Source organism: Metallibacterium sp., from assembly GCF_054637675.1.
Map to the genome: position 1 here is coordinate 1 of NZ_JBTSRB010000046.1, position 24900 is coordinate 24900.

29 protein-coding genes and 1 pseudogene are annotated in these 24900 nt (G+C 63.7%); 6 read left to right on the forward strand and 24 right to left on the reverse strand.

The features are described 5' to 3' along the window. Positions 1-156 precede the first annotated feature (156 nt). From ACYDAT_RS12380 to ACYDAT_RS12390, 3 genes are all read left to right on the forward strand, one after another. Positions 157-444 (forward strand): hypothetical protein, encoded by a 288-nt coding sequence (locus tag ACYDAT_RS12380; protein ID WP_461450435.1) that lies wholly within the window; start codon positions 157-159, stop codon positions 442-444. Between the two features lie 116 nt (positions 445-560). Then, positions 561-1934, forward strand: coding sequence for a Fic family protein (locus ACYDAT_RS12385; RefSeq protein ID WP_461450437.1), 1374 nt, complete (start codon positions 561-563; stop codon positions 1932-1934). Between the two features lie 727 nt (positions 1935-2661). Then, positions 2662-3186 (forward strand): integrase core domain-containing protein, encoded by a 525-nt coding sequence (locus ACYDAT_RS12390; RefSeq protein ID WP_461450487.1) that lies wholly within the window; start codon positions 2662-2664, stop codon positions 3184-3186. A gap of 711 nt (positions 3187-3897) precedes the next feature. Here the strand turns inward: ACYDAT_RS12390 and pyrC are convergent. From pyrC to ACYDAT_RS12510, 24 genes and pseudogenes are all read right to left on the reverse strand, one after another. Then, positions 3898-4941, reverse strand: coding sequence for a dihydroorotase (gene pyrC / locus ACYDAT_RS12395; protein ID WP_461450439.1), 1044 nt, complete (start codon positions 4939-4941; stop codon positions 3898-3900). 7 nt (positions 4942-4948) lie between these two features. Then, positions 4949-6127: a 5-(carboxyamino)imidazole ribonucleotide synthase gene (locus ACYDAT_RS12400; protein ID WP_461450441.1), complete on the reverse strand. Its 1179-nt coding sequence runs from the start codon at positions 6125-6127 to the stop codon at positions 4949-4951. Then, a complete protein-coding gene (gene purE / locus ACYDAT_RS12405) occupies positions 6124-6612 on the reverse strand; it encodes a 5-(carboxyamino)imidazole ribonucleotide mutase (RefSeq protein ID WP_461450443.1) in 489 nt (162 codons plus the stop codon). The genes ACYDAT_RS12400 and purE overlap by 4 nt, the downstream gene beginning before the upstream one ends. 142 nt (positions 6613-6754) lie before the next feature. Next, positions 6755-7273 (reverse strand): hypothetical protein, encoded by a 519-nt coding sequence (locus ACYDAT_RS12410; protein WP_461450445.1) that lies wholly within the window; start codon positions 7271-7273, stop codon positions 6755-6757. Next, complete coding sequence (locus ACYDAT_RS12415; RefSeq protein ID WP_461450447.1) at positions 7270-7755, reverse strand: hypothetical protein; 486 nt, start codon at positions 7753-7755, stop codon at positions 7270-7272. Before ACYDAT_RS12415 ends, ACYDAT_RS12410 begins: the two co-directional genes overlap by 4 nt. Continuing rightward, positions 7752-8051, reverse strand: coding sequence for a Dabb family protein (locus ACYDAT_RS12420; RefSeq protein ID WP_461450449.1), 300 nt, complete (start codon positions 8049-8051; stop codon positions 7752-7754). Before ACYDAT_RS12420 ends, ACYDAT_RS12415 begins: the two co-directional genes overlap by 4 nt. Then, a complete protein-coding gene (locus ACYDAT_RS12425; RefSeq protein WP_461450451.1) occupies positions 8029-8901 on the reverse strand; it encodes a class II fructose-bisphosphate aldolase in 873 nt (290 codons plus the stop codon). Before ACYDAT_RS12425 ends, ACYDAT_RS12420 begins: the two co-directional genes overlap by 23 nt. Positions 8902-8919: 18 nt before the next feature. After that, a complete protein-coding gene (locus tag ACYDAT_RS12430; RefSeq protein ID WP_461450489.1) occupies positions 8920-9219 on the reverse strand; it encodes a hypothetical protein in 300 nt (99 codons plus the stop codon). A gap of 274 nt (positions 9220-9493) precedes the next feature. Beyond that, positions 9494-9664: pseudogene (locus ACYDAT_RS12435) on the reverse strand (BMC domain-containing protein); the annotation flags it as partial. A gap of 125 nt (positions 9665-9789) precedes the next feature. Next, positions 9790-9993 (reverse strand): hypothetical protein, encoded by a 204-nt coding sequence (locus ACYDAT_RS12440; protein WP_461450453.1) that lies wholly within the window; start codon positions 9991-9993, stop codon positions 9790-9792. Between the two features lie 183 nt (positions 9994-10176). Next, a complete protein-coding gene (locus ACYDAT_RS12445) occupies positions 10177-11121 on the reverse strand; it encodes a Nudix family hydrolase (RefSeq protein WP_461450454.1) in 945 nt (314 codons plus the stop codon). 59 nt (positions 11122-11180) lie between these two features. After that, the gene (locus ACYDAT_RS12450) at positions 11181-12146 is read right to left on the reverse strand and encodes a LysR family transcriptional regulator (protein ID WP_461450456.1); all 966 of its coding nucleotides are present in this window, start codon (positions 12144-12146) and stop codon (positions 11181-11183) included. A 41-nt stretch (positions 12147-12187) separates the two neighbouring features. Further along, positions 12188-12403, reverse strand: coding sequence for a hypothetical protein (locus ACYDAT_RS12455; RefSeq protein WP_461450458.1), 216 nt, complete (start codon positions 12401-12403; stop codon positions 12188-12190). Next, a complete protein-coding gene (gene parA / locus ACYDAT_RS12460; RefSeq protein WP_461450460.1) occupies positions 12400-13038 on the reverse strand; it encodes a ParA family partition ATPase in 639 nt (212 codons plus the stop codon). Before parA ends, ACYDAT_RS12455 begins: the two co-directional genes overlap by 4 nt. Next, complete coding sequence (locus tag ACYDAT_RS12465) at positions 13035-13316, reverse strand: 4a-hydroxytetrahydrobiopterin dehydratase (RefSeq protein ID WP_461450462.1); 282 nt, start codon at positions 13314-13316, stop codon at positions 13035-13037. The genes parA and ACYDAT_RS12465 overlap by 4 nt, the downstream gene beginning before the upstream one ends. Positions 13317-13349: 33 nt before the next feature. Then, on the reverse strand, positions 13350-13796 hold the full coding sequence (locus ACYDAT_RS12470) for a ferritin-like domain-containing protein (RefSeq protein WP_461450464.1): 447 nt from the start codon (positions 13794-13796) through the stop codon (positions 13350-13352). Between the two features lie 35 nt (positions 13797-13831). Beyond that, positions 13832-14167, reverse strand: coding sequence for a BMC domain-containing protein (locus ACYDAT_RS12475; protein WP_461450466.1), 336 nt, complete (start codon positions 14165-14167; stop codon positions 13832-13834). A 36-nt stretch (positions 14168-14203) separates the two neighbouring features. Beyond that, complete coding sequence (locus tag ACYDAT_RS12480; protein ID WP_461450468.1) at positions 14204-14503, reverse strand: BMC domain-containing protein; 300 nt, start codon at positions 14501-14503, stop codon at positions 14204-14206. A 67-nt stretch (positions 14504-14570) separates the two neighbouring features. Continuing rightward, positions 14571-14831: a carboxysome peptide B gene (locus tag ACYDAT_RS12485; protein ID WP_461450470.1), complete on the reverse strand. Its 261-nt coding sequence runs from the start codon at positions 14829-14831 to the stop codon at positions 14571-14573. Beyond that, a complete protein-coding gene (locus ACYDAT_RS12490) occupies positions 14831-15100 on the reverse strand; it encodes a carboxysome peptide A (RefSeq protein WP_461450472.1) in 270 nt (89 codons plus the stop codon). Before ACYDAT_RS12490 ends, ACYDAT_RS12485 begins: the two co-directional genes overlap by 1 nt. Next, on the reverse strand, positions 15097-16563 hold the full coding sequence (locus ACYDAT_RS12495; RefSeq protein WP_461450474.1) for a carboxysome shell carbonic anhydrase: 1467 nt from the start codon (positions 16561-16563) through the stop codon (positions 15097-15099). The genes ACYDAT_RS12490 and ACYDAT_RS12495 overlap by 4 nt, the downstream gene beginning before the upstream one ends. 139 nt (positions 16564-16702) lie before the next feature. After that, positions 16703-18730 (reverse strand): CsoS2 family carboxysome shell protein, encoded by a 2028-nt coding sequence (locus tag ACYDAT_RS12500; RefSeq protein ID WP_461450476.1) that lies wholly within the window; start codon positions 18728-18730, stop codon positions 16703-16705. Between the two features lie 83 nt (positions 18731-18813). Next, positions 18814-19155, reverse strand: a complete 342-nt coding sequence (locus tag ACYDAT_RS12505) for a ribulose bisphosphate carboxylase small subunit (protein WP_461450478.1) — start codon at positions 19153-19155, stop codon at positions 18814-18816. A gap of 41 nt (positions 19156-19196) precedes the next feature. Next, positions 19197-20618: a form I ribulose bisphosphate carboxylase large subunit gene (locus ACYDAT_RS12510; RefSeq protein ID WP_461450480.1), complete on the reverse strand. Its 1422-nt coding sequence runs from the start codon at positions 20616-20618 to the stop codon at positions 19197-19199. Positions 20619-21253: 635 nt separating this feature from the next. On the opposite strand from ACYDAT_RS12510, the gene ACYDAT_RS12515 reads away from it, so the two are divergent. The 3 genes from ACYDAT_RS12515 to ACYDAT_RS12525 form a co-directional block, all read left to right on the forward strand. Continuing rightward, positions 21254-22930 carry an NADH-quinone oxidoreductase subunit 5 family protein gene (locus ACYDAT_RS12515; RefSeq protein WP_461450482.1) on the forward strand — a complete coding sequence of 559 codons (1677 nt, stop codon included), beginning with the start codon at positions 21254-21256 and terminating at the stop codon, positions 22928-22930. After that, positions 22927-23667 carry a hypothetical protein gene (locus tag ACYDAT_RS12520; RefSeq protein WP_461450484.1) on the forward strand — a complete coding sequence of 247 codons (741 nt, stop codon included), beginning with the start codon at positions 22927-22929 and terminating at the stop codon, positions 23665-23667. The genes ACYDAT_RS12515 and ACYDAT_RS12520 overlap by 4 nt, the downstream gene beginning before the upstream one ends. Beyond that, positions 23664-24900, forward strand: a 1237-nt coding sequence (locus tag ACYDAT_RS12525; protein WP_461450486.1) for a putative inorganic carbon transporter subunit DabA, incomplete at its 3' end; no start/stop codon positions are given. The genes ACYDAT_RS12520 and ACYDAT_RS12525, both read left to right, overlap by 4 nt.

Genomic DNA, 24900 nt, shown 5'->3' on the forward strand with positions numbered 1-24900 from the left:
CCGTTGCTTGTGATCAACCGTTCTCGACATCGGACACCGGCATTGTCGCCGGCTGACCGGATTTTACTGAAATAGCTCTCGCTCTTCCTCATGCCGCGCCGACTGCTTCGGGCCGCGGTGGTCATCAGGCCCTCTACCCTGCTTCGATTCCACCCGGTGCTGATTGAGCGTAAATATCGCCGGCTGTTTTCATCCCGGCATTGTGCGCAACCAGGGCCGCAGGGGCCTTCCACGGCATTAATTCGCGTTATCGTTGAGATCAAGCAGCGCAATCCTCGATTCGGTTGCCTGAGGAGCGCGTTTATCATCTCCAGCACCTTGGGCATCCCGATCGGCAAGGATGTCGTGCGGCGCGGGTTGGCAGGCCAGTACCGGCCTGATTCTTCTTTCGGCGGGGGTCCGTCATGGCTGAGTTTTTATTATCACGTACCGGTGGCGACATGAATTGGAATGCGCCAGGGACAGGCTAATGTACTGCTATTTTTACAACAATTAGCAGTTGTAGGCTATACTGCCAACATGATGCTAATCATGACAGAACTAGCAGGTCCGGAATCGGCATGAAAATGTCCTTGTCGCCACCACCTTTGTCAGAGCTACTGCCCAGACTCGGGCCGAAGGAATTGCCCCGGGTGCTGGGCCTCCAGCTTGGCCCCCTGGTCGCAGGCCGGTATTTTCATTGGGATGAACTGCGCCACCGCACAGCGCCGCAGGGTCTTTCCCATGAGGCTTGGTGGGCCGGCATCAAGATTGCCCGGCAGGGGCTCCTGAAGCAGCTGCCGTTTCAGGACAAGCACGAGCATCCAGTTCTTTTCGGTATGCTCGATCCGGTGTTGCGCGCGTTGCACGACATCGACCGGCGCGTTGGCGGGCTGGTGGCCATGGGCAAATCGATCGTTTCCGGCGAAGACCGTGACCGTTATCTGGTCAGTTCGTTGATCGAGGAAGCAATCACATCGAGCCAGCTTGAGGGTGCGGCCACCACGCGCGAAGAGGCTAAGGCCATGCTGCGCAGCGGACGCAAACCACGTGACCGCAGCGAACGCATGATTCTCAACAACTTCCGGGTCATGGAGCATATCCGCGAGTTGCGCGATGAACCTCTGAATCCAGAGATGGTGCTTGGCATGCATCGCATGGTGAGCGAGGGAGCGCTCGACGATGCCTCGGCCGCCGGCCGGTTGCGCCGCGAGAACGAAAAGATCCGGGTCATGGATGCGCAGTATTCGGTGGTGTTGCATGACCCGCCCGAGGCGGCAAGTTTACCGCAGAGGCTGAAGCGGCTCTGCGCTTTCGCCAACGAAACGGACGGCGAGCCGTTTGTCCACCCAGTGATCCGCGCTATTCTGCTGCACTACATGCTAGCGTACGATCACCCGTTCGTGGACGGCAACGGTCGGACGGCGCGCGCACTCTTTTATTGGAGCCTGGCACGCTCTGGTTATTGGCTCATGGAATACGTGTCGATCTCACGGCTCATCAAGCCGGCGCCGGCGCAATATGGACGCGCCTATCTGCATAGCGAAACCGACAACAACGACACGACCTATTTCATTATCCACCAGTTGTCGGTCATAGAGCGCGCCATCGAGGCGTTGTACGACTACCTCGCCCGTAAAACCGCCGATCAACGCTCGGCCGAACGCCTGCTGCGACATGCGCCAGGGCTTGCCGACCAGCTTAACCATCGCCAGGTGGCGATCCTGAGCCATGCGCTCAAACACGCTGGGCACGGCTACACCGTGGAAAGCCACCGCCGCTCGCACCGTATTACGCTACAGACTGCGCGCACCGACCTGTTGCACCTTGCGCACTTCAATCTCCTCGAACAGCGCAAGCGTGGCCGAGCTTTCGTATTCTATGCGCCCGAAGACCTGCGCACGCGCATCGAATCGGCCGCGCATCGCTCGAGGCCGAAACGTACCGGTGGTTGAGCACAGTATTGGCAATGTGGGTGGTAAGCTCGCTGTTTAGCCAATCAGCGAGGTCTTGAGGATTTTCAACGTGTATGGACTCCCGTACTGTCCAAAATCCCGAACGATACTACAACGTGTCAAACGTAAATCTCAACAGCGCGCATTAATGATGCGCTCGCTATCATCGCGGCCCTGTTGGCTTCGCCCTTACAACGGCTGCTCCTGATGTTCGCGGGTTGGATGAACCGACACCAGCAGGAGGTGATCGAGTATCTTCACGGCAAGAAAATCGCCTGCTTAAAAAACGCCTGGGTGGTCGGCGAATTCGCTTCACCGATGCGGAAAGACGGCGACTGGCGAGGAAAGCGCGGGTCTTGGGATACCAGGCGCTGCGTGAACTCGAAACCCTCGTTACCCCCGATAGCCTCCTGCGCGGGTATCGGGAGCTCGTGGCCCGTAAGGGGGACACTAGTCATCGGCGTGGTCCAGGACGGCCGCGTGTGATGAGCGAGCTCGCCGACCTCATTTTGCGGAGGGCGCAGGACAACCCCTCCTGGGGCTACACCCGAATCCAAGGGGCGCTTGCCAATCTGGGGCATGAGGCAGGACGCGGACAATCGCCAACATCCTGAAAGAACACGGCATCGAACCGGCACCGGAACGTGGCAAGCGCACTGCCTGGTCGACCTTCCTCAAGGCCCATTGGGAAGGTCTGGCTGCCGCCAATTTCCTGACGGTCGAGGTGATGACATTGGGGGGACTCGTTACCTTCCCTGTCCTGCTCGTCATCGAACTCGCCACCCGTGCCGTACCTATCGCGGGCATCACGACGAATCCGAATGAGCCTTGGATGATGCACGTGGCACGTAACCTTACCGATGCAGTGGATGGGTTCCTTCGCCGCATGTGCCACCTCCTTCTCGACCGCGACGCCAAGTATTCCGCGGCCTTTCGCTGTCCGCTCCAGGACCACGGCATCGAGATTATTCGCCTGCCGCCGCGTTCACCGAATCTGAATGCTTTCGCGGAGCGGTTCGTGGGCTCGATCAAGGAGGAATGCCTCAACCGAATAATCTTCTTGGGTGCAGGGTCGCTTCGGCATGCTGTCCGAGAGTATATGGCCCATTATCATGTTGAACGTAATCATCAAGGGATGGGGAACCGGCTGCTGAAACCCGTTACGGCTGCCCCTCCCCGGCCCCAAGGTTCCGTCAGCCAGCGGCAACGCCTTGGCGGGATGCTCAATTATTACTACCGAAAAGCGGCGTGAATTCTTCCGGTGCTGTATTTGGACATTACGACTATCCGCCACGTGACACGCTGGTCATTGATACGAAGCTCGTGACACCTCGGGTCAATGGACGTCATCGGCTGCGAGTGCGGCAAACCAAGATTCTCGCCTTCCTGCAACCGCCGCAGCAGGAGCCGCTGCCTCAATCCGAGCGGCTTGGGAGAAGCGCGGCGTCTTGACCCCGCCGTGGAGTCACACCAACGGCTTGTCTTTAGCTTCCATGCGCGTTGCTAGTGATATGTCCGATAGGACATATCGTCAAATTGGTCGACATGTGTTGAATTGCATGATCGTTTGACCCATATTTTCACGGAACGATGACCCATCTCAATTTTGGTGACCTTGTCTCGATTTCACGTACACCAATTCGCTCGCTTTCGATGAACGTGCCCAGAATGATCAGCGAGCACCCGTGCCACGGATGCCACGTGTGAAAAACTATCCGCGACTCGGTAACATGGGCGCTGTGTTGTTGGCTTGAACAATCCGCAACGTCGTCATTCGACCTTTGGCTTCCGTTCACAGGCTAAGTTCGAGGCGACCATGAAAGTTGCTTAGTCCGGTTTCCACGGAAGCGGGGGAAGTTCAAGGTTTGTCTGTCGTCTAACTTATGGCCGCCTACACCGCGGCCATTTCGCCGAACTCTCTTCGCCTGAAGGCGATCGGTTGCCACTATCCTTGAGAGAGGCACTAAGGGGCGCCTGTGGTCATTCGCCAAGACACCGTTTCGCCCGCGCGCAGAGGTACCAGCGAATCGTCACCGAGCGGAATTTCCGCGGGGGCGTGCCAGGATTCTTTAACCAGCGTCACGGTGTCGCGGTTGCGCGGCAGGCGGTAGAAATCCGGCCCATGAAAACTCGCGAACGCTTCCAGCTTGTCGAGCGCGCCGGCGCGCTCGAAGGTCTCGGCGTACAATTCGAGTGCGGCGTGCGCCGTGTAAATCCCCGCGCAGCCACAGGCAGATTCCTTGGCGCGCCGGCCGTGCGGCGCGCTATCGGTACCGAGGAAGAACTTCGGGTTGCCGCCCGTGGCCGCGGCGACGAGCGCTCGGCGGTGCACCTCACGCTTCAACACCGGCAGGCAATAGAGGTGCTGGCGCAGGCCACCGACGAACAGGTTGTTGCGGTTTAACAGCAAGTGGTGCGCGGTGATCGTGGCCGCCACGTTCGGACCGGCCTGCTCGACGAAGGCCACACCCTCTTTCGTCGTTACGTGCTCGAGCACCATGCGAAGCTTGGGGAATAAGCGCACGAGAGGCGCGAGATGACGCTCCACGAACACCGCCTCGCGGTCAAAGACGTCCACGCCGGGATCGTTTACCTCGCCATGCAGCAGCAGCGGCAGGTCGAGTCTTTCCATCTCGGCGAACACCGAGTACACGCGCTCGAGGTCGGTGACGCCGCTTTCGGAGTTTGTGGTGGCCCCGGCCGGGTAGTACTTGATCGCGTGCACGAAACTACTCGCTTTCGTCTTCGCGATCTCGGCCGGCGCGGTGTGGTCGGTGAGATAGAGCGTCATGAGCGGCTCGAAGGACAGGCCGGCGGGTAAAATGGCTAGGATACGCTCGCGGTAGGCGCGCGCCTCATCCACCGTGCGCACCGGCGGGTCGAGATTGGGCATGACTATGGCGCGTGCGAAGCGCCGGGCCGTGTCAGGGAGCACTGCGCGCAGCACCGCATCATCGCGCAGGTGCACGTGCCAGTCGTCGGGGCGGGTAAAAGTCAGCCGCTGCACGGCGCCGTCACCCGCGCGCTGCCGCGTGCTGCACCGGCCGCGACCGGCGCGGCGCCTTCGCCTTGCGCACCAGGATCCGCCAGACCTTCACGGCCCGGGCGCTGGCCTCATCGCGCGTGTCGCCAAGGCAGGTAAAGTGCCCCATCTTTCGTCCGGGGCGCGCCGCGCGCTTGCCGTACAAATGGAGCTTGGCGCGCGGTTCTCGCAGGATCGCCTCCCAGCGCGGCGCGCCTAGAGCCCAGAGGTCGCCGAGCAGATTGGTCATCACCGCCGGGCACAAAAGCGCTGGGTCGCCGAGCGGCAATCCGCAGAGCGCGCGCACCTGCTGCTCGAACTGGGAGCTAACGCAGGCATCGAGGGTGACGTGACCGCTGTTGTGCGGGCGCGGCGCGATCTCGTTGACAAGTAACCTGCCGTTCGACACGAAAAACTCGACTGCCAGCACGCCGACGTAGTCGAGCGCGCCAGCGATACGCACGGTCGCGTCCACGGCTGCGCGCGTTACGGCCCGCGGCGCGCGCGCCGGGATTAAGCTGGTGTCGAGAATCCCACGCCGATGGCGGTTTTCGATCGCGGGATAGACAACGGTGGCACCGTCCGCACCGCGCGCCAGAACGACCGAGATCTCCGTCTGAAGTGCGCACAGCTTCTCCAGCACGCAGGGCTCACCACCGAAACCCTCGAAGGCGGCAAGCGCCTCGGCAAAGCTGCGCACCCGCACCTGGCCCTTGCCGTCGTAACCCAAGCGGGCGCGCTTGAGCACGGCGGAGCCACCGAGGCGCGCGAGCGCGACGGCAAGTTCGCTGCGGTCGCGCACGACCGAGAACGGCACACCGGTAAGACCGCACTCCGCGAGAAAGCGCTTCTCGCGGATGCGGTCCTGGGCGATGGCAACCGCCGCGGCCCCAGGGCGCACCGGTCGGGTGCGCGCGAGACGTTCAAGACTCTCTGCCGGCACGTTCTCGAATTCGACGGTCACGGCGGCGCACAGGCGCGCGAGCTCGTCGAGCGCTTGCCGGTCGGCGTAATCCGCCTCGAGGTGGAACTCGGCCAAGCGTCCGGCCGGGCTGTCCGGGTCCGGATCAAGTACTGCAACTCGATAGCCCATGCGCTGGGCGGCGATCGCGAACATGCGCCCGAGCTGGCCGCCGCCGACCACGCCGAGGGTGGCGCCGGGCAGGATCATTTCGGCAGCCTCATGGCGCGCGCCTTGGCGGTCTGGCGGCGGCGGAAATCGGCGAGCTTACCGGCAAGCCGCGCGTCGTGGTGTGCGAGCATAGCCACGGCGAAAAGCGCGGCGTTGGCCGCACCGGCTTCGCCTACAGCGAAGGTCGCGACCGGGATCCCCTTCGGCATCTGCACGATGGACAGCAGCGAATCCAGGCCCTTCAGGGCGCGTGAGGTCACGGGCACGCCTAGCACTGGCAACGCGGTTTTGGCCGCGAGCATGCCCGGCAGGTGCGCAGCGCCACCGGCGCCGGCAATGATGCAGTGCAGCCCGCGGCCGGGCGCGTCCTCTGCGTATTTATAGAGAAGGTCGGGGGTGCGGTGGGCGGACACGACGCGCGCCTCGTGCGGCACACCGAAGTCCTTGAGCACGGCGACTGTATGTTGCATGACTTTCCAGTCGCTGCTGCTACCCATCACCACGCCGATAAGGGACGTTGTCATCGCATCACTCCGCAAGGGTCGTGAATTCGGTGCAGCACACTGCAATGCGCCAGTGGCTGTTGGTGGCAACGAAATCGGTCACCATCTCTTCGATGCAAAACTGCCGGCCAGGTGGCACCTGATACAAACACGTCGGTACGCGTCATCCGTCGGCCCCGCCTCCCTGGAACCACAACAATCGCCCCGTGACCGGGCCCTGGAACAGAGGCAGCGAGAGGCCATCGGGGAATCGTTCGCGCAGGCACCGCATTTTGTCCTGTAGCGCCTCCGCCACTGTATTCGCTGCAAACACCGGCGCAAACTGGCCAGACACGCTGACCGCACCGTTTGGCATGGAATTTTCCATCAGCGCCTGCACGATGAAATTCCGCACATCGTCACAGCCGGTGCCATCCGCAACGTCGAGCCAGCGCATCATCCAGACGTATGGGACGCCGGCGGACTCGCCCACGGGAAACGTCCAGCGTGCGCCAGACTGGTCACGGCTGGTCCGCGCAACGGGAAACTCTTGCACCATACTCGGTTCAATCCATGTCCCGAGCACCTCCGCGTCGCTTTCGTCATGCTTCCGGGAGCAATATTGAATCGCGAGAATCTCGCTCGCCTCACGGCAGGCGCGCGTCAGATCGCTCATGGCGCGGAACAGCAGCAATACGCTCATAGGATTGCGACGCCAATGTTTCCGTTAGCGCCGCTGCGGCCCGCCTCGCACGCAAGCCAGTCGCGCATCGCTTCCCAAGCCGCAGAATCGGGCAGAACCTCAAGCACCAAGGCATTTGCCGGCAGGAACGGCGCGATCGTCGCCGCCTCGGGGTCTTCCCAGGATACGCGCCGGCCTTCGCTCCCGCACGTGGCGCCGCGCCATACGGTGACGCCGAAGGATCGCAGCCGCACGCGTTTGTTGAAGTATTCGTGCTCGCAGGTGATCCACGGATGCGTGCGATCAAGCTTGAAATCGATCCCCTCGTGCAGCTTTCGCGCGAGCACCCACTCCGACTTCTCGAGGGCATTGAAACTGCCGCCCGGCAGCTGCGAGTAGCCGCCCGCAATCTTGCCGCGCGAGCGATCGGCGAGCGGCACACGACCGTCGCCGCGCTGCACCACAGCCAGTGCAACGTTCACGAGCGGCTCGGCGCCCGTCACGGCACTCCCTCGAAGTCGGGGCTCAGCCAGTCGGGCGTGAGCCGGCGAAAATGACCGTCGGTGAACGCAGCGTGGTCGGGATGATCGCGATAGCTTTCGATGACGGCCGGATGGCCGAAGCGCACCAGCCAGCAGTATCGGTATCGGGCGTCCGGGCGCACGGCGCGCCCGGTGAACACGGTGCGCATGCCCGGGATCGCACCGAGAAGTCGGCGGCCGTCGGCCATCGTGGCCCGCGCCGCGCGCTCGCTTTCGTCCCCACCGGGCGCGACGTTATACAGGATGCAATGCTCCACAGGTCCCCCATGGCCGGCAGTGCGCCTGAGCCTCCGGCGCGCGCCAGACCGAACCCGACAGCCGCAAACAGCGCTCGACTTCCGCGCCGAGTGCCTGTTGCACGCCTTTCGTCAGGCGCAGGTAGCCGTTGCGCGGAGTGGCGCGCACATTGCGCCGCAGGCACTCGCCGGCGGCGCGCGACAGACCGGCGTAGTGGTGGATCTTGGCGACACCGCACTCGACCAGTCGCCGATACTCGGCGTCGGTGAAGTCCCGGACGGCGTCCACGGTCAGCGATAGCGCCGTCACGCTGCGGATTTTTTCGAGCCGCGCGAAATCCAGTCTTGCCCGCGGAACCGGCGAGGCGTCTGCAACCGCCAGGATATCAACACCGGTACACTCGACGTACCGGCGGACGGCGTCGAGCGAGGCGGGCAGCTCGCCCGGAAGGTGCACGATTGCGTTCAGCCCTCCCTCCACAGGCACGCCGCGGCCGCGCGCCATTTCGACCACCGTGCGGGTCCGGGCGATATGCTCCTCGGGCGTGCGCCCTAATCCGTTCAGCGCCACGCCGTTGCACCCGAGACCGATCGCGCGCGCCGCGGCGGCGACCGAGGCCGCGCGGGTGAATTGAATCGCCACCGGAACCGAGGCGCAGCGCGCCGCCGCTTCGACCGCCGGCAAGAAATATTCAGCAGCAAGATGGTCGAGGTGCGGTTCCGCCACACCCAGGATCGCAGGTGCCCGGCAATTCTCGGCAGCGGTCACCGCCGCGGCCAGGAAATCGAGGCCCGCCAGGTCGAAGGCACACACGGCGTAGCCGTGGCTGCCGGCGTGCTCGAACAGGTCTCTCGCATCAACGAGCGGCATGGGCGGTGCGCTTCCGGTCTAGTTGACGGTGTGACGCCGCTGCCCCGGTGGCGAGGGATCGCTCGCCACGCCCGCCATGTGGCAACGGAGCTTCTGCAGTACAAAGCTCCAGAACACCTCGGTCACGCAGGAAAAGCGCTTCTCCAGTCGATGAACGAGGTGCCGGGTGCATTGCAAAGACATCGAGGCAACATCGAGAACCGTGAGCCGTCCGGCCTCGCGCTCGATCGTGACGCTTTGCGGCGAGACAATCGCCATGTCGAGGAGGCAGATGCGCTGGCCAATCTGCTCGAACAACGCTACGCCGAGATGGTCCACGGGCTGCTCGATCTGCAATGAGATCGAAAGCTAAGTAGTACCGGGCACCTCCCCCGCGTGTGTAAAGTGAAAATGTTGCGCGACGGTCATGAAGAAAGTGAGCTGTCACCGGGTGGTGTACTTCACGAATCAATCCGGCCACATGCGCTCGCGGTAAGGGCCGTTCCAGGTACGATAGAGGCTCGCGGATGGCGACCAACCGTTCTGGTGCGCATATCGCGCACGGGACAAGACGCGAGGGGGCAGGTCGGCCGCTGGCGTGCCCGGCGCGGATTGCCGTGCCGGTTTTGCCACGCACCAGAACCGTAACATAGCCGCCGACGAGCTGCCGGCCGTTCAACCGCACCTCCGAGGCCTTGGTCATGGCATCGGAGGCTTCAATCGCCGGCACCAGACCGCAAGTCTGGATCATACCCAATGCAATGCCCATTTTATCACTTGCCATACCCGACTCCCGTTCTGTTACATTGAAATCAAAACTCGCCGGCCCCTCCGTGGCTCACAAATGCCACTCCATCTCCGACCGGTGATCGATACTTCCACCGATGGTGAGCAGGATGCGCAATCGATCTATTGTTCCTCAGTCGGCAATGCCAATTTGCCCCGCTGAGCAATGGCAGCGCGGCGTTCACGCGCCATGCGGCGAACGACACCGATCATGGGTTTCAGTTCCTGCGCCGCGGCAAGAGCATCCTCGACGGTGGGGGCTTTATTGGCCTGACCGGGGGCCGAGGGAAACTGCGGTTTGTGGAAAGAATCGCTTTTATCAGACATTGATGGGTTCCTCGCTAATAGCCAATCCTCTTAACCGATGTGTTGGCAGCACCTGAGCGATACCAGCGACCCAATCGGTGCGCAATACACTTTGCCATCGCTGCAGGCGCATTTAGCGCGTGGCTGCCGGGAAATGTGTACACGGCTTGCCGTCTCGTTTCTCATGCAGAGTACCGGCCCTGGTTACCAGACCTCGCTCTGCAGGGCGATGCCATGTGCGCCGTGGTGCATAGCCGTCTCCAGCAGATCCAAGTGCATTCCGCCCAGGGCGTAAACGGGTAATGGACAATTGCGCGTCAATACGGCGAATTGGTCCCAGCCCAGACCGCGGCGGCCCGGATGACTGGCGGTTGGCAATATCTGGGACACCACAACAAAATTGGCGTGCAGGCGTGTCGCCTGCGCCAACTCTTCGGGACGGTGACACGAGGCCGCCCAGAAGCCGATCGCCGGTGGCGCGGACAGGCGCATGAGTTGCTCTGCCGGCAGATGCACCCCGTCGGCACCCGCGCGCAGGGCAGCGGCAACGTCACCGTTCACCAGCACACGTGCCTGGTAGCGACGGGAAAACGCGACGACACGACGCGCAAACTGCGCGAGCTGCTCGGACGTCATCCGGGGTTCGCGCACCTGTATCAGTCGCACGCCGGATTGAAGCGCGGCCGTCAGTCGCGGCATGAAGGCCGACACCCCGTACTTGCTGGCTTGGGTGATGACATACACCGGTGGCAGGTTGAGCGCATCCAAGACGCGCTTGTTGGCCGGGAGTAACGGCGCCACCGTAACGGCCGCCGGGTCCTCCCACGCGATGCGTTGGCCCTCGCGGCCGTACGGCGTGCCGCGCCACGACAGCACGCGAAACACATGCAGTCGCACGACCTTGTCGTCGTAAGCATGGTCATAGGTCATCCACGGGTAGGCGGTATCGAACTCGATCCCGACTTCCTCATGCAGTTCCCGCGCGAGCGTACGCCTGGCATCTTCGGCGATCTCGAATTTGCCGCCGGGAAATTCCCAGAAACCGCCCGAGACCTTTCCCTTCGGGCGTTCGGCAAGCAGGACACAGCCGTCGGCACGCTGCGCCACGGCGACCGCCACGTTGACGACAGGAAGCGACGGACTCGTCATGTACGACCCTCCCGGACACACGCCGGGGCCTGACTGGATTCGAGGCTCGCCGGCATCGGTTAGCCTTGTTGTATCTGCTGGGTGAGACCGTGGATATCGCGAGGCGAACTGCGCTGCATGCAGGCTTCGATGCATTGCCGTTCCTTATCCAACACGAAATTCCGGAACGCCTCGGCGACCGCGGAGAAGCGCTTTTCGCGACGGTTAACCAGATACCACACACGCTGCGGCGCCAGTGCATCCAGATCGAGCCTCACCAGACGCCCGACTTCGAGCTCCAGCACCACGCTCTGGGTCGGCACCAACGCGATACCGATACCGGCCTGCACACTCTGCTTGATCGCCTCGTTGCTGTTGATGATCATGGTGGTCCGAGGCTCGATTCCCTGCCGCCGGAAGAAATCATCAGTCACCTCGCGCGTATCCGATCTGGATTCACGCATCAGGAACCGCTCCGTGCTAAGCTCGGCCGGCGGTATCTTGGATTTGCCGGCCAGTGGATGACCCGGTGGGGCAATCACAACAAGCGGATCCTCCAGGAACGGCTGTGCGTCCAAGGTATCGTCCTCGGGCACCGAACCCATCACTACCATGTCGCGCTCGTTGTTTTCCAGCTGGGCCAGCAATCCATCGCGGCCAGTGATGTGCAGATCAATCGCGATGTCCGGATGCGTCAGTGTAAATGCGGCGATCAGCCGCGGGATGAAGTATTTGGCGGTTCGACCGATGGCGAGGCGCAGCTGCCCGCCTTGCGCGCCTTTGAGGCGTTCCAGGACGGTCTCGGCTTCGGCCAGCTGCTGACGGATCCTTTGGCCGTAGCGATAGATCTCCTGGCCCGCTTCGGTGAGAAAGGTTCGCTTGCCGATCTGCTCGAACAGCGCAACACCGAGATTCTCTTCGAGCTGCCGGATCTGTATGGAAACCGACGGCTGCGTCATGCCCAGCTCTTGAGCTGCACGCGTGAAGTGCAGATGGCGTGCGGCAGTCAGAAACACGGTGAGCTGGCGAAGAGTGGTGTTTTTCATGTGACGGTCGGCGACGGCGAAGAACGTTGGCGGATCCGGTATCAGTCGGGCCAGATCCGCGACGGATGGAGAACCCCGTTACTCGCGGGCGGCTCCTGCGCAACCTGTTGCACGGGCTGTTCGCCGGAAACCGGTGCCTTGCGCGCGGGCGGCGACGACAGGGGCTGTGTCAATTCCGGACGCAGCGCTTCGCCCGGAGGATGGGAACGCCTCTGCCTCAGACTTTCCGCCAGCTTCGATCCGATCTTCTTGCTCATGCCGCCAGTACCTCCGCAATCACCGATTCGATTTCTTTCGCGGCGGATTCACCGCGCGAGCCGAGGTCATACACACTGCGCCCCTCGAGTGCCGCCGTGCGGTATATCGCCCGTCGCGCAAGACCGCTGCGCAGCGCCGGCACCGTAAACTCGCGAAACACCTCTTCCATGCCACGGGCCATGGCGTTGCGCGCCTCCATCTGGTTCAGCACCAGAAAGGCGCGCAGTCCGGGATTGCCCGAGCGCGCCGCCTTCACCATGTCCTCGATACGTGTGCTGGCCCACAGATCCATTGGTGAAGGCAAAACCGGAATCAGCAGACAGTCGACGCAACCCAGCGCCTGCGCCACGCGCGGCGAATCCGTCGAGGGCGGGCAGTCGATCACCAGATACCGGTACTCGTCGCGCACGGCCTCCACGGTCTCGTGCACTCCGGCCATCACCTCGATCACCGGCACCACCGGGTTCGATGGCGTCGTCGCGAAACGCACCCAGCTCGAGGCCGATCCCTGCGGGTCCGCATCGAGTACTACACATGACCCGCGGCGCGCGAGCCCAGCGGCGAGATTCACGGCCAGCGTGGTCTTACCGACACCGCCTTTCTGGTTGGCGACCGCGAAGACGCGGGAACTCATCCTCCGCCCACCGACACGAACGCGTTCACGCGACGCGCAAAATCGAAATCGTCCGACGTCAGCGTCTTGCCGTCATCCGCATGGATGGTGACGTTGGCGTAGGTTTTTCCGAAACTGATGTCCGGATAGCGATCAGTCTCCTTGGACAGCGCCGCCAGCCGGTCTAAAAAATCCCGCGTGCCGGCGTAGTCATTGAAGGCGAACCGCCGGTACAGGTTGGCCGGGCGCTCGTTGCGAGTCCAGCCGTCCACGGTCTTCGAGCTCTCCGACATGCGCACCTCCGTCAGCAGGCTGGCGGCAACGGCTCCAACCTAATGATGCTTCATCTCCACGCCGTGCTCCCGCAGCCGGCGCTCCAATTCCTGGTAGTGCTGCACCTCGTCACGATGAATACGCGCGAACAACTCGGCATTCCCAGCGTCCCTCACACGCTCGCAGAACCGCAGCGCCTCGGCGTAGAGCCGCATGGCGTCGGCTTCCGTCGCCAGACCGAAGCGCAGCAACTCCGCCAGCGTGCGCCCGACCGGACGCGCGGCCGCTTGCACGGACGGCGATCCGGCACCGATCTCGTGCAGGCGGCGACCAAACGCCTCGGCATGGCGCAGTTCATCGACGGCGCCGGCGCGCAGTTCATCGACGAACAATCCGAGCCCCAGGTGTTCCGCCTGCACCGCCTGCAACGTAAACTGCTGGGCAGCGCTGAACTCGTGGCCCACGGCCCGCTGCAGATAGGCGATGATGTGCGGATGCCCGGACATGGCCTTCACGTCCGTGAAACGGCACCGTTCATGGCCTACGATTTGCTGACATCACTGTCGCGACCACCGCCACCGCCATCCAGGCTGGTCGGCAGGACGCCTTCCACTTCCGCATGCGGACGCGCAATGATGTGCGCGGCCGCCAGCCCATCGCCCACGCGTTCGCAGGCGTCGGCGCCGGCGCGCACCGCGGCATTGACCGCGCCGGTCTCGCCGCGCACCAACACGGTGACGTAGCCGCCGCCCACGAATTGCCGGCCGATCAGGCGCACTTCCGAGGCCTTGGTCATGGCGTCGGCGGCTTCAATCGCCGGCACCAGACCGCGGGTCTCGATCATGCCCAGGGCAATACCCATTTTTTCGTTTGCCATGATGCTGCTCCTGTCTCTAAATAGACCGTCGGTGAATCAGACCGTCGGGCTGGTCGGCAGGACGCCTTCCACTTCCGCATGCGGACGCGCAATGATGTGCGCGGCCGCCAGCCCATCGCCCACGCGTTCGCAGGCGTCGGCGCCGGCGCGCACCGCGGCATTGACCGCGCCGGTCTCGCCGCGCACCAACACGGTGACGTAGCCGCCGCCCACGAATTGCCGGCCGATCAGGCGCACTTCCGAGGCCTTGGTCATGGCGTCGGCGGCTTCAATCGCCGGCACCAGACCGCGGGTCTCGATCATGCCCAGGGCAATACCCATTTTTTCGTTTGCCATATTCAGTCTCCTGTCATCTCAATCAATAGTTGAACAATCCACAAAACGGCTCTCCGGCCTGCCCTGGTCAAGAGCGCCACTCTTCCTCGCTCCAGTGATCGATGATCCCGCCGATCGTCATGTCGGTGGTGATCATCGGATTCCCGGCGGCAATGCGCGCCGCCGAGATCGTGATCGTGATGACAAAGTCGCCCGGCTTGCAGCCGATCGGATCCACGGCGACGCTCAGGTCGCCCTTGTAGTCCTCGACCACGCGCAGCGGTTTCGCCGCCAACCAGAAATTGCGTTTGGTCGTCACCAGGTCGCGAACGACGCGATGTATCTCCATTACTGCTTCATCTCCTTTTCCGTCTCTTCCCAATAATCGATGATACCGACGATGGTGAAATCGCTCGGGTAATCATTGCTTCCGGCGGCGGTGCGCGCGGCAGAGCTGCCGACTACGATGACCCAGTCGCCGGGCTTGCAGCCCACCGGGTCGACCGCCACTTGCTTGCCGCTGCTGCCACGCTCCTTGACCACCAGCAACCGCCGGTTGCCGAGCTGGCCGATACGCGCGGTCGCGACCAGCGTCTTTTCAACCTGACAGATCTTCATTGCTCTGACTCCGATTTGTTGCAACCGCAGACTTGCCGCCGACCATCCGGCGCCGCCAGCACGTCGATATCCTCGAGCTTGCTGCCCGGCACAAGGTTTTTGACCGTCCCATACGTATAAAGCCAGCCCTCGCGCACAAGTTCCGGGTAGCGTACCTCGATCGCGCTAGTGAGCCGTCGGCAGCGCGCCAGCGCGCGATCGCGCGCGCCCGGCACCCGTCCGTCGTAGCGGAAATAGATGAAAGCCGGGATGGGCAGGTCGTGCGCCATGTTCACCTTCCGGAAAATCTTGATGCCCACATCCATGTCGGCCGCCCCCTCCTCGATCGTTTCCATCTGTGCCTGGTAGGCAAGATTGCGCATCTGCACGTCGTCGAAGCTGTCGCCGACGGTGATGAAGCGCTCGGTGTGACCGAGGTCCGCGTAGCAGCCGTCGTGATAGGCGCGCACGTAGTCGATCTGTGCCATGTTTTTCTTGAGGAGATAGGCGCAGAACCAGCGCATGCCCTCGGTCACCGCATCGTCCGGCGACACGTCCGCGCACTCGGCGACGGCGAGCCGAATCGCCTCCTTGGCCTCGTCGCGCGCGAGGTTCGCGGTGCGCTCGAACAGCATCCGGTTGTCGATATAGCGCGTCAGACTGGTCTCTCCGCGCGCGTCCGGCACGTGCACCTTGATCGCATCCGTATCGGTATCGACGCCGACGAGCAATGTCGCGACCGAGGCGCCGCAGCAGTGGCTGTTCTCGATCGCGCGCGCGAAGTCGCTCAGGCGCTCGAGCAGCGCCTGCGCAGCCTTGCGCTCGTCGCTGCCGTGCGCCGCGCATCCCTCGTGGTTTGGGTGCGAACTGCTGAAGTGAAATACGCCGATCTTGAGATAGCGCGTAGGCGCGCTGGCGGCGTTCGGCCAGCCCTCGCGGTGCCGGCGCAGCTCGATCTGCTCCCAGCAGCGTACGCTCTCCTCGACGTCGAATATGCTGCCGGCGAAGGATTTGCGGTGCACGACCACCGCTGGCGGAACGCGCAGGATATAATCCACCACGCCGCTCAATCGTCCGTCGGCGCAGGGCGTGATGTCGATTGCGTGAAAACCCCACTTGCGAATTACCTCGTCCGCTGGCTCGCCTTCCGAGAGGTCGGCATAGCTACGGTCGAAGTTGCGATCAGCGAGCTGGCGGAAGGTCTGGAACACGCTGTAGGCGTACAAGCCACGCATGTTGAGCGGCTTCACCCAGCTCGATCGCAGACAGAAGGCTGGCAACTCGAAACCAAGACGAGCACGCACGAGCTGCTGGATACGATCAGCCGCCCCATTCTCGTATTGAAGCGCCGCGGCTTCCTTCAGCGCGGGCTCGATGGCCGCGAACGCCGCCGTGATTTCGCTTTCGCGCTCGAGCAAGCGGCGATTGTGCACCGCATCGTACAGCGGGTGGGCGCCGGCCGGCGCGACGCTGCCGGTGGCCACCGGCGTCTGTCCAAACATCACGAGATACGGATCGGTCAGCGCTGGCGCAGCGTCATACGCGGTGGGACTGTAAGTCCAGCCGGCATGCGGACGCCGTGTGCGCGTTGACGAAATCACGTGATCGCTCCTCTATCCGTCCTCAGCCCTGTGAACCGCCCGAGAGCGTGACGCGGGCCGCGGTCTTCGGCGACCAGCCGACCATGCCCGTGACGTGATGCGTCGGCGTGCGGTGCTCACCCTTGCCCTTGAACAGCCCCGAGCTGGCGAAGGCATGCGGTTTACCCGAGCGCTCGCTTGGATTGCGCTCGGCGGCGATGTAGCCCTCGGTCCCGGTGATGTTGGACTTGCTGTGCCAGGCGCCACCGGTGATGGCCGGCCCCTCGATGCGGCCCTCGCCGGTGATGCGCGACTTGTCCGTGCTGCGCTCGCCCTTCGGGCGCGGCTGGAAATGGAATTCCTGATTGCCGGTGATCTTGCCCTCGCCCGCCGTGAAGGTTCCGGTAATGCGGGACTCGGCCGTCGGTGCCTCCACCGGGCCGGCGCCGGCGCCGGCGCGCCCCTGGCCCTCGCGCTGCGGCGAGCGCACGGTAAACCGTCCGCTGATATTCTCGATGCGTTGCAGCTTTTCCGCTTCGGGGCCTTCGTCGACATCGGCGCGAAAATACGGTGTGCCGGTGATCTGCCGCTCGCCGCCGCGCTGCGTGCCCGTGACCTGCCGCACGTTGCGCGGGGTGTCGCCAGTGACGTGGTTGCCCGCGGTCGGTTGCGGCATCGTCGGCGCGCCGCCCGGGCACGCCGCGTCGTACTGACTCGGGCCGACGTAGGGTGTGCCGGTGACGAAGCTGCACACGCCGTATTCATCGCCGGTGACGTGATCGTAGTGCTCCACGTCGACGCCGGTGATGCATTGGCGCGTCCAGGTTTCGGACTCCACCACCTTGGCGCCGGTGACCGGATCGCAGCGCCCGTTGCGCATGAACGCTCGGCCTGCGCTCGCGGCGTTATTGTCGGTTTCGCACAGCGGCTGGCGCGCTGCCGGCATGAGGTACTGGTCGCCCGTAATGGGCCGGCACGAGCCAGACTCGTCGCCGGTCACGTTCACGCTGCGACCCACGGCGGCGCCGGAGATCGGCAGACCACCGTCGGTGAATTCCAGTGCACGTTCGCGGCTGCGCTCGCGCGATCCCACGGCCTTAGCCGAGCGATCGAGGTTGGTGCCGAACACGGTGTGACCGTGCGGGTTGTGCTGACGCTGGAACTGCATGCTCGCGTACACACCGGACTCGCGACGATCGAGGAGATCGTCAGAGAGCGCCTGATCGGCTTCGCCGGTGATGCGCACGCCGCTGCCGTATTCGTCACCGGTGATGGAGACCTTGCTGCGCACTTGTGTGCCCGTGACCATAAGGCCGCCGGTTGTGCGCGAAGCGCCCACTTTGATCCCGCCCTCGCGCGGCTGAAAACCGGTCTCCTTGCCGATGTACTGCGAGCCGGTCACCTGGAGGGATGAACCGCGCTCGTCGCCCGTTACGTTCATCCCGCGACCGATGCGCACGCCGGTCACCTTGCCGCCTGCGTAGGTCTCGCTGGTCGTGACCTTGGGTGCGTAATTGAGCTGACTCGCTTTGCGCACGTGCGCGCTCGGACGCGCCGCCGGCTGATCGCCGCGACCATAGCGTGCCTGCGCGGCGCGCATCGCCTGCGCGGCCGTGCGCGTGAAACCGCCCGCGGGCACCGCCTGCGATGCACCACTACTCACACCGACTGCGCCGCTGACTGCACTAGACGCGGGCGCGGCGCTCGGGGCCGCAGAGACCGCGGGTGTGGAACCCATCAGCTGGCGCACAGCGGTCTTGCCCTGCGCCATCGCCTGGCGCCGCGTACGCGACAAATCACGGCCGGAGACGCCGCGGCTAGGCGCGGATGCGGCAGGCGCCGGCGTGAACGCCGCTGGAGCCGGTATTGCGCTCACCACCACGGGCGCCTGCACGGTGGGCGTCGCTGCGGGCTCAAAGTTCGGCTCGGATATCACACTGGCACTGCGCTCGCCTGTACGCCGGCGCTCGCTCGGAGGCGGCAACGCAGCCTTGCCCTGCGCAAGCTGCGCACGGCGCGCTCGCGAAGCGTCGCGCCCGCCCTCAGCCATGATCGCTGTAGACGTGTTCATACAGTCATCCTCAATCAATCACATCACATTCAACGCCACGCACGCGTCGTCCTGCGTCAGTGCGTGCTGCATTCCGCCTTCCTTTAGCGGCCACCGGCGCGGTAGACGATGAACGCCGTACCCATGCTCTGCGTGTAGTTGTCGTATCCGACGAGTCGCACGTGGTGGCCCGGGTTGGCACGATGGCAGGCCTCGATTTCGGCCAGGATCTTCTCGACCGAGGTCTCGCCGAAGAACGGCAGCTTCCACATGTACCAGTAGTGCGAGAACGTCTTCTCCGGCTCCGTGTGCTCGATCGACGGGTTCCAGCCCTGGCTCACGAGGTACTGGATCTGCCTGCGGATCTTGTCCGGCGACAGCGGCGGCAGATAGGAAAAGGTCTCTCCCCTGCGTTCTGTGGCCTTGTATGGTTGAACTTCCGGCATGGTCGTGACTCCTTCAAAGTATGTTCAGTGAATGACTGCGGTCAGCGCTTCTGCACGTCGAGCTTGTCGACAGTGTCAAACTCAAACTTGATCTCCTTCCACGTTTCCATGGCGATCTTGAGCTCAGGGCTCGATTGCGCCGCCTCGGTCAGGATCTCGCGTCCTTCGCGCTCGACGGCATGACCCTGATTGCGCGCCTCGACACAGGCCTCGACGGCGACGCGGTTGGCCGCCGCACCCGCGGCGTTGCCCCACGGATGGCCGAGCGTGCCGCCGCCGAACTGCAAGCAGGAGTCGTCGCCGAAGATTGCGACCAGGGCGGGCATGTGCCACACATGGATGCCGCCGGAGGCCACCGGTATCACGCCCGGCATGGAACCCCAATCCTGATCGAAGAAGATGCCGCGGCCGCGGCTCTCCGGCACGAACGACTCGCGCATCAGATCGATCCAGCCGATGGTCGCCTCGCGGTCGCCTTCGAGTTTTCCTACGACGGTACCGGAGTGCAGATGGTCGCCGCCCGAGAGACGCAAACACTTGGTCAGTACGCGGAAGTGGATGCCGTGGTACGGGTTGCGGTCAAGCACCGCGTGCATCGCGCGGTGGATGTGCAGCAGCACGCCGTTTCTGCGGCACCAGTTGGCCAGCGAAGTGTTGGCCGTGAAGCCGCCGGTCAGGAAATCGTGCATGATGATGGGCGCGCCCAGGCTCTTCGCAAACTCGGCACGTTCCAGCATGTCCTCGCACGTGGGCGCGGTGACGTTGAGATAGTGGCCCTTGCGCTCTCCGGTCTCGGCCTCGGCCTTGTGCACGGCCTCCATCACGAACTCAAAGCGATGGCGCCAGCGCATAAACGGCTGCGAGTTGATGTTTTCGTCATCCTTGGTGAAATCGAGGCCACCGCGCAGGCATTCGTACACGGCGCGGCCGTAGTTCTTGGCTGACAGACCGAGCTTCGGCTTGATGGTGCAGCCGAGCATTGGGCGGCCGTACTTGTTGAGGCGGTCGCGCTCGACCTGGATGCCATTCGGCGGGCCGCCGCAGGTTTTGACGTAGGCGATCGGGAAGCGAATGTCCTCGAGACGCAGGCTGCGGATCGCCTTGAAGCCGAACACATTGCCGACGAGCGAGGTCAGTACATTCACCACCGAGCCTTCCTCGAACAGGTCGATGGGATAGGCCACGAAGGCATAGAAGGCGCTCGAATCGCCGGGCACCGGTTCGATACGGTAGGCGCGACCCTTGTAGTAATCGAGGTCAGTCAGCAGGTCGGTCCACACTGTGGTCCAGGTGCCGGTGGACGACTCGGCCGCGACCGCGGCCGCCGCTTCTTCCGGCGGCACGCCGGACTGTGCGACAACCTTGAAGCACGCCAACAGGTCGGTGTCGAGCGGCACGTAGTCCGGTGTCCAGTAGGTCTTGCGGTATTCTTTGACGCCTGCTTGGTAGGTTTTCTCAGCCATGTTCGCTCCTGCAATAAATTTTAAGTTGAACCGTTTCATAGCCCGGTAAATTTCAGATTCACTCTCCACCGGCTCATAACTCTCGGCGCCACCACACTCGCGTCGTCCCACCTGTGTCGTCGCCTGCGCGACACCGGGCTCTATTGTGGCGCAGACAATAAACGTCGACCGATGCATGGAGAAATAGATTTTTGAAATGCGACCTATAGATCTTCACGTACCGCCCGTAAGACACGGTGTGTGAACCGCGTTCCTAGGGAACGTCTGGATCATGAGTTTGCATTACAAAGACGCGGAGACGCGGAGGTTCTCGGCGTTGAATCTTCGCAGGATTTTCTCTGCGCTGCCGCGGTTGAATCATCCAGACGAAATCAGAGAAAAGAGAGACTGCACCTGTTCCGATCGATACCCGATGCACGTATAGACGTGCGTAGATCGGAGCAATCGCGAATTTCTATTTCCTGCCAGCGCTCGCACCGCCTATCGTTCGGCCTCATTCGACGAAGCTCCACGCGTGCAAATGCACGCGTCCGCAGACTCGGCATTCCGTACCCAGGCCATGCAGCATTGCCTGCGGCGAATCCTGATTTCTTGCGGCACTGCGGCGCTGACCGGAATCGAGGGAATTTGACGAGATGGATAAACTGACCATCCTGCTTCCGGCCGTACCCTTGCTCTCGGCCGTGATCATTGCGCTGCTCGCCGGCGGGCGTCGCCGCGTGGCGCATGTCAGCATCGGATTCTCCAGCCTCACGCTGCTGCTCGCCACCATTGCGCTCGCGCTGTATCTCCATGACCCGCAGCCGACGCAGGTATGGCTCGGCGCCAAGTGGGGCAGCCTGTATCTCGATCCGCTCTCCTGCATCATGACGCTCGCCGTCGCCGGCATCAGCCTGGTCGTGCACGTCTATTCCGCGCGCTACATGGCGGAGGAATCCGGCTACACCCGCTTTTATCTTCTGCTGGACCTGATGGCCGCGGCCATCCTGCTCATGGTGACCGCGGGCGATCTGATCACGCTGCTGGTGGCCTGGCATCTGATCGGGGTGCTGCTGTATTTCCTGCTAGGTCACGACACACGGCGCGCGGCCGCGCAGCGCTACGCTTTCTGGACGTTCTTCACCTACCGCCTCGGAGACCTGCCGCTGATTCTCGCCGCGGTGCTGTTGGTTCATACCTACCACACACTGTCTCTGCCGTTGCTGTTCGAACGCATCGCCGCGGCGCCCTGCACCCACACCGCCTTCGGCCTGCCGCTCTTGACGACGGTGGGTCTACTGATCGCACTCGCGGGTTTCGCGCGTTCCGCGCAGTTCCCGCTGTACACGTGGCTGCCCTACACCATGGAAGGTCCGACGCCGGTGTCGGCGTTGATGCACGCTGGCATCGTCAATGCCGGTGGCTTCATCATGAATCGCTTCGCGCCGGTGTTCGTGCACGCGGGCGATGTGCTGCATCTGGTGTTCGCGGTCGGCCTGGTCACCGCCATCCTCGGTTCGGTCCTGATGCTGACGCAGAACGACATCAAGAAGGCCTTGGGTTATTCGACTATGGGTCAGATGGGCTTCATGTTCGTCGAATGCGGCGTTGGTGCCTTCTCGCTGGCCATTTACCATCTGATCGCACACGGTCTGTTCAAGGGCACGCTGTTCCTGAGCGCGGGCGGCGTGATCGGCGACGCGCGCAAACACGACGGCGTTCCTCACGACGACGTTTACATTTTCGTGGTGGAACGCCGGCCGATCGCCTCGCGCCTGCCGTGGCTAGCGGCCGCGATCATCACCGTAGTGGTGCCGGTGGCGGTGCTCGGTCTGTCGCATTGGCTCGTGGGCGGCAATTTCGTCGGCCAGCAGGGCGCGGTCATCCTGCTGTTCTTCGGGTGGGTCACCGGAGCGCAACTGCTGTTTGCGACCTACCGGCTGCGCGCCGAGAGCCCGTGGCGGACGATGGTCATGATCATTTTGTCTCTGGTCGTCGTGGTGGCTGGCTACACGATGATCGCGCACGCCTTCAGTCTGTTTCTGTATCCGGACCGCACGTTGAGCGAGCGCATCTTCGCCGCGGCCGGCATCCCGCTCGCCACCTTCGAGATCCTGGTCGGTATTCTCACCGTCGCAATCGTTGCGGGCTGGCTCGCCGCCTACTACACAAACGCCAAGAGCGACAATGAGGATGTCCGCCCCTCGGCGCTGCGACTCGCGTTCTACTCGCTGATCTCGCGCGAGTTCTATGTGGCCGACCTCTACGCCTGGCTGACCCAGACGGTGCTCGGTCTGTCGCAACGACTGAATGTGTGGTCGAGGTGGGTGTGAAGCTGACGCTCGTCGCGCTGTTCCTGCCGCTGTTCCCGCTAAGTGCGGTGCAGAACCTGATTCTTGCGCGGCTGCGCGCACCGGTTGCGCGCGCGACGCTGCTGCTCGCCTGGCCGCAGCTCGGCGTGGCGCTGCTACACGCGTTGCAGCCGCAGATCCCCGACTTCGTCGTGACCTGGGCGCTGCTGAGCGCCGCTTTCTACGCGTTGCGCCTGCTCACAGTGCGTGATCTCGTGTTGTGGGCGGGCTTCCTCGCCAGTTCCGCGCTCGCACTGACCTGGGTGCTCGTCGCTCGCGGTGTAGACATCACCGAACTGCATCTGTTCGTGTTCTGGTTCAGCCTGCCGGCAGCGCTGCAGGCGCTGCTGACCGGTCCGCTCGCGCGGCATCTCGGTGCCGCTTACGCCGGCCTGTTCACGGGTGTCGTGGAGCGACAGCCACGCCTAGCAGTGGCGCTGACGGCCGTGGTGTTGAGCGCCGTGGCCACACCGCCTTTTCCCGGCTTTTTCGCCCTGCTGCATCTATTGCGCGGACTCGCCGGCGCTGCCGCGCTCGGCGTGCTCGGCGTCTGGCTGATCTGGGGGTGGGCCGCGACGCGCATATTGCAGGGCTTCGTCGCCGGCAGCGGCCGCGAGATCGCCGCCCCCGACCTCGCGCGGAGCAGCATGCTCATGTACACCGCCGCGCTCGCAGTTTTCGCGGCAGTCGGTCTGCTGTTCACCGGAGGCGGTCTGTGAGTCCCGCGCTCGGGCACCGCCTGCGCATCCGTGCCATGGTACACGTGGCCGGGGAGCCGATCCCGTTCTTCTGGCCAATGCGCGCCTTCATCCACCATAACCCGCTCTACGGCCTAGAACACCTGCCCTTCCCGGAGGCCGTGCAGGAAGGCGAGCAACTGTTCCACGCACGCGGCTATCTGCCGCGCGCGCTGTATCAACGGTATCTTGCCCAGGGCGCGGTCGATGCGGGCACGCTCGCGGGACAGGTTGATCGCTTCCTGGCTGGCGAATCCGCATTCGCAGGGATCGACTGGCACCGGCTGCTGATGACACTGCTCACCACTACCACGACCCCCGTCACGGCGCACGCCACGCTCGCTGACGCAAGCGACATTCACGCCGCCATGACTGGCGCGCCGCTGCCGGCCCATGCCGTCGACATCGCCGCACTCGCCGCGCGGGTCAAATCCGCGCTGCCGCCCGAATGCCCGGTCTACATCGGCGTCGACGAACTATTCGGCACGAGCATCGGCGCGACGCTAGACGAACTGGTGATCAAGAGCTGCCTCGAATTCTTCGACGAAGGCCAGTCGGTGTGGCAGATGCCAGGCCGCGAACACGGTCTGTTCGCGGCCTGGAGCGCGCTGGCGCGGCGCAACCTACGGCTGTTCATCCGCGGGCTGCACATCCAGCATATCCTGGCGCAGGACGACACGCCGGAAGGCATCATCAATTACGCGATGAACGAGCTGCGCGTGCCCGAGGACGCCTGGGTGGAATATTTCACCCGTTCGCTGACCCGCCTGCATGGCTGGGCGGGCTACATCCGCTGGCGTTCGGCCGCCAAGAATTACCACTGGAACCAGCGCTATCCGGCCGATCTGGTGGACTACCTCGCCATCCGCCTGGTGCTCGGGCTCGCACTGCTGCGCGAACACGCCACGCGCCTGAAGGTGCCTGGCGACGCCCAGGCGCTCGCGCGCTTCATCGACGAGCATCCGGCTGAGGCCTATCTGCGCCGTGAATTCCACGGTGGACACGTCCTGCCGGCGCTGGCGCACGCGACCGAAGACGCGGTGGCGAGCGGACGGCAGGCGCGCATTGAACGACTGCTTCCCGATTACCTCGCACAAAAACGCGCGGACGAGGCGCAGCGCCAGGCCGAGGCGCTGCGCGATCTCGCCGCGCGCGCCGGACTCGACGCCGCGCTTTCGCGCCTGACGCCGGATGAACTCAATCGCCTGCTCTCCA

Coding starts and splice junctions, on each gene's coding strand:
- ACYDAT_RS12425 (WP_461450451.1), bottom strand. CDS start 8,901: ATGCCGCTCGTTGATGCGAGAGACCTGTTCGAGCACGCCGGCAGCCAC.
- ACYDAT_RS12475 (WP_461450466.1), bottom strand. CDS start 14,167: ATGGCAAACGAAAAAATGGGTATTGCCCTGGGCATGATCGAGACCCGC.
- ACYDAT_RS12410 (WP_461450445.1), bottom strand. CDS start 7,273: ATGAGCGTATTGCTGCTGTTCCGCGCCATGAGCGATCTGACGCGCGCC.
- ACYDAT_RS12445 (WP_461450454.1), bottom strand. CDS start 11,121: ATGACGAGTCCGTCGCTTCCTGTCGTCAACGTGGCGGTCGCCGTGGCG.
- ACYDAT_RS12390 (WP_461450487.1), top strand. CDS start 2,662: ATGACATTGGGGGGACTCGTTACCTTCCCTGTCCTGCTCGTCATCGAA.
- ACYDAT_RS12490 (WP_461450472.1), bottom strand. CDS start 15,100: ATGAAGATCTGTCAGGTTGAAAAGACGCTGGTCGCGACCGCGCGTATC.
- ACYDAT_RS12455 (WP_461450458.1), bottom strand. CDS start 12,403: ATGAGCAAGAAGATCGGATCGAAGCTGGCGGAAAGTCTGAGGCAGAGG.
- ACYDAT_RS12440 (WP_461450453.1), bottom strand. CDS start 9,993: ATGTCTGATAAAAGCGATTCTTTCCACAAACCGCAGTTTCCCTCGGCC.
- ACYDAT_RS12385 (WP_461450437.1), top strand. CDS start 561: ATGAAAATGTCCTTGTCGCCACCACCTTTGTCAGAGCTACTGCCCAGA.
- ACYDAT_RS12470 (WP_461450464.1), bottom strand. CDS start 13,796: ATGTCCGGGCATCCGCACATCATCGCCTATCTGCAGCGGGCCGTGGGC.
- ACYDAT_RS12450 (WP_461450456.1), bottom strand. CDS start 12,146: ATGAAAAACACCACTCTTCGCCAGCTCACCGTGTTTCTGACTGCCGCA.
- ACYDAT_RS12480 (WP_461450468.1), bottom strand. CDS start 14,503: ATGGCAAACGAAAAAATGGGTATTGCCCTGGGCATGATCGAGACCCGC.
- ACYDAT_RS12400 (WP_461450441.1), bottom strand. CDS start 6,127: ATGATCCTGCCCGGCGCCACCCTCGGCGTGGTCGGCGGCGGCCAGCTC.
- ACYDAT_RS12485 (WP_461450470.1), bottom strand. CDS start 14,831: ATGGAGATACATCGCGTCGTTCGCGACCTGGTGACGACCAAACGCAAT.
- ACYDAT_RS12505 (WP_461450478.1), bottom strand. CDS start 19,155: ATGCCGGAAGTTCAACCATACAAGGCCACAGAACGCAGGGGAGAGACC.
- parA (WP_461450460.1), bottom strand. CDS start 13,038: ATGAGTTCCCGCGTCTTCGCGGTCGCCAACCAGAAAGGCGGTGTCGGT.
- ACYDAT_RS12500 (WP_461450476.1), bottom strand. CDS start 18,730: ATGAACACGTCTACAGCGATCATGGCTGAGGGCGGGCGCGACGCTTCG.
- ACYDAT_RS12515 (WP_461450482.1), top strand. CDS start 21,254: ATGGATAAACTGACCATCCTGCTTCCGGCCGTACCCTTGCTCTCGGCC.
- purE (WP_461450443.1), bottom strand. CDS start 6,612: ATGACAACGTCCCTTATCGGCGTGGTGATGGGTAGCAGCAGCGACTGG.
- ACYDAT_RS12510 (WP_461450480.1), bottom strand. CDS start 20,618: ATGGCTGAGAAAACCTACCAAGCAGGCGTCAAAGAATACCGCAAGACC.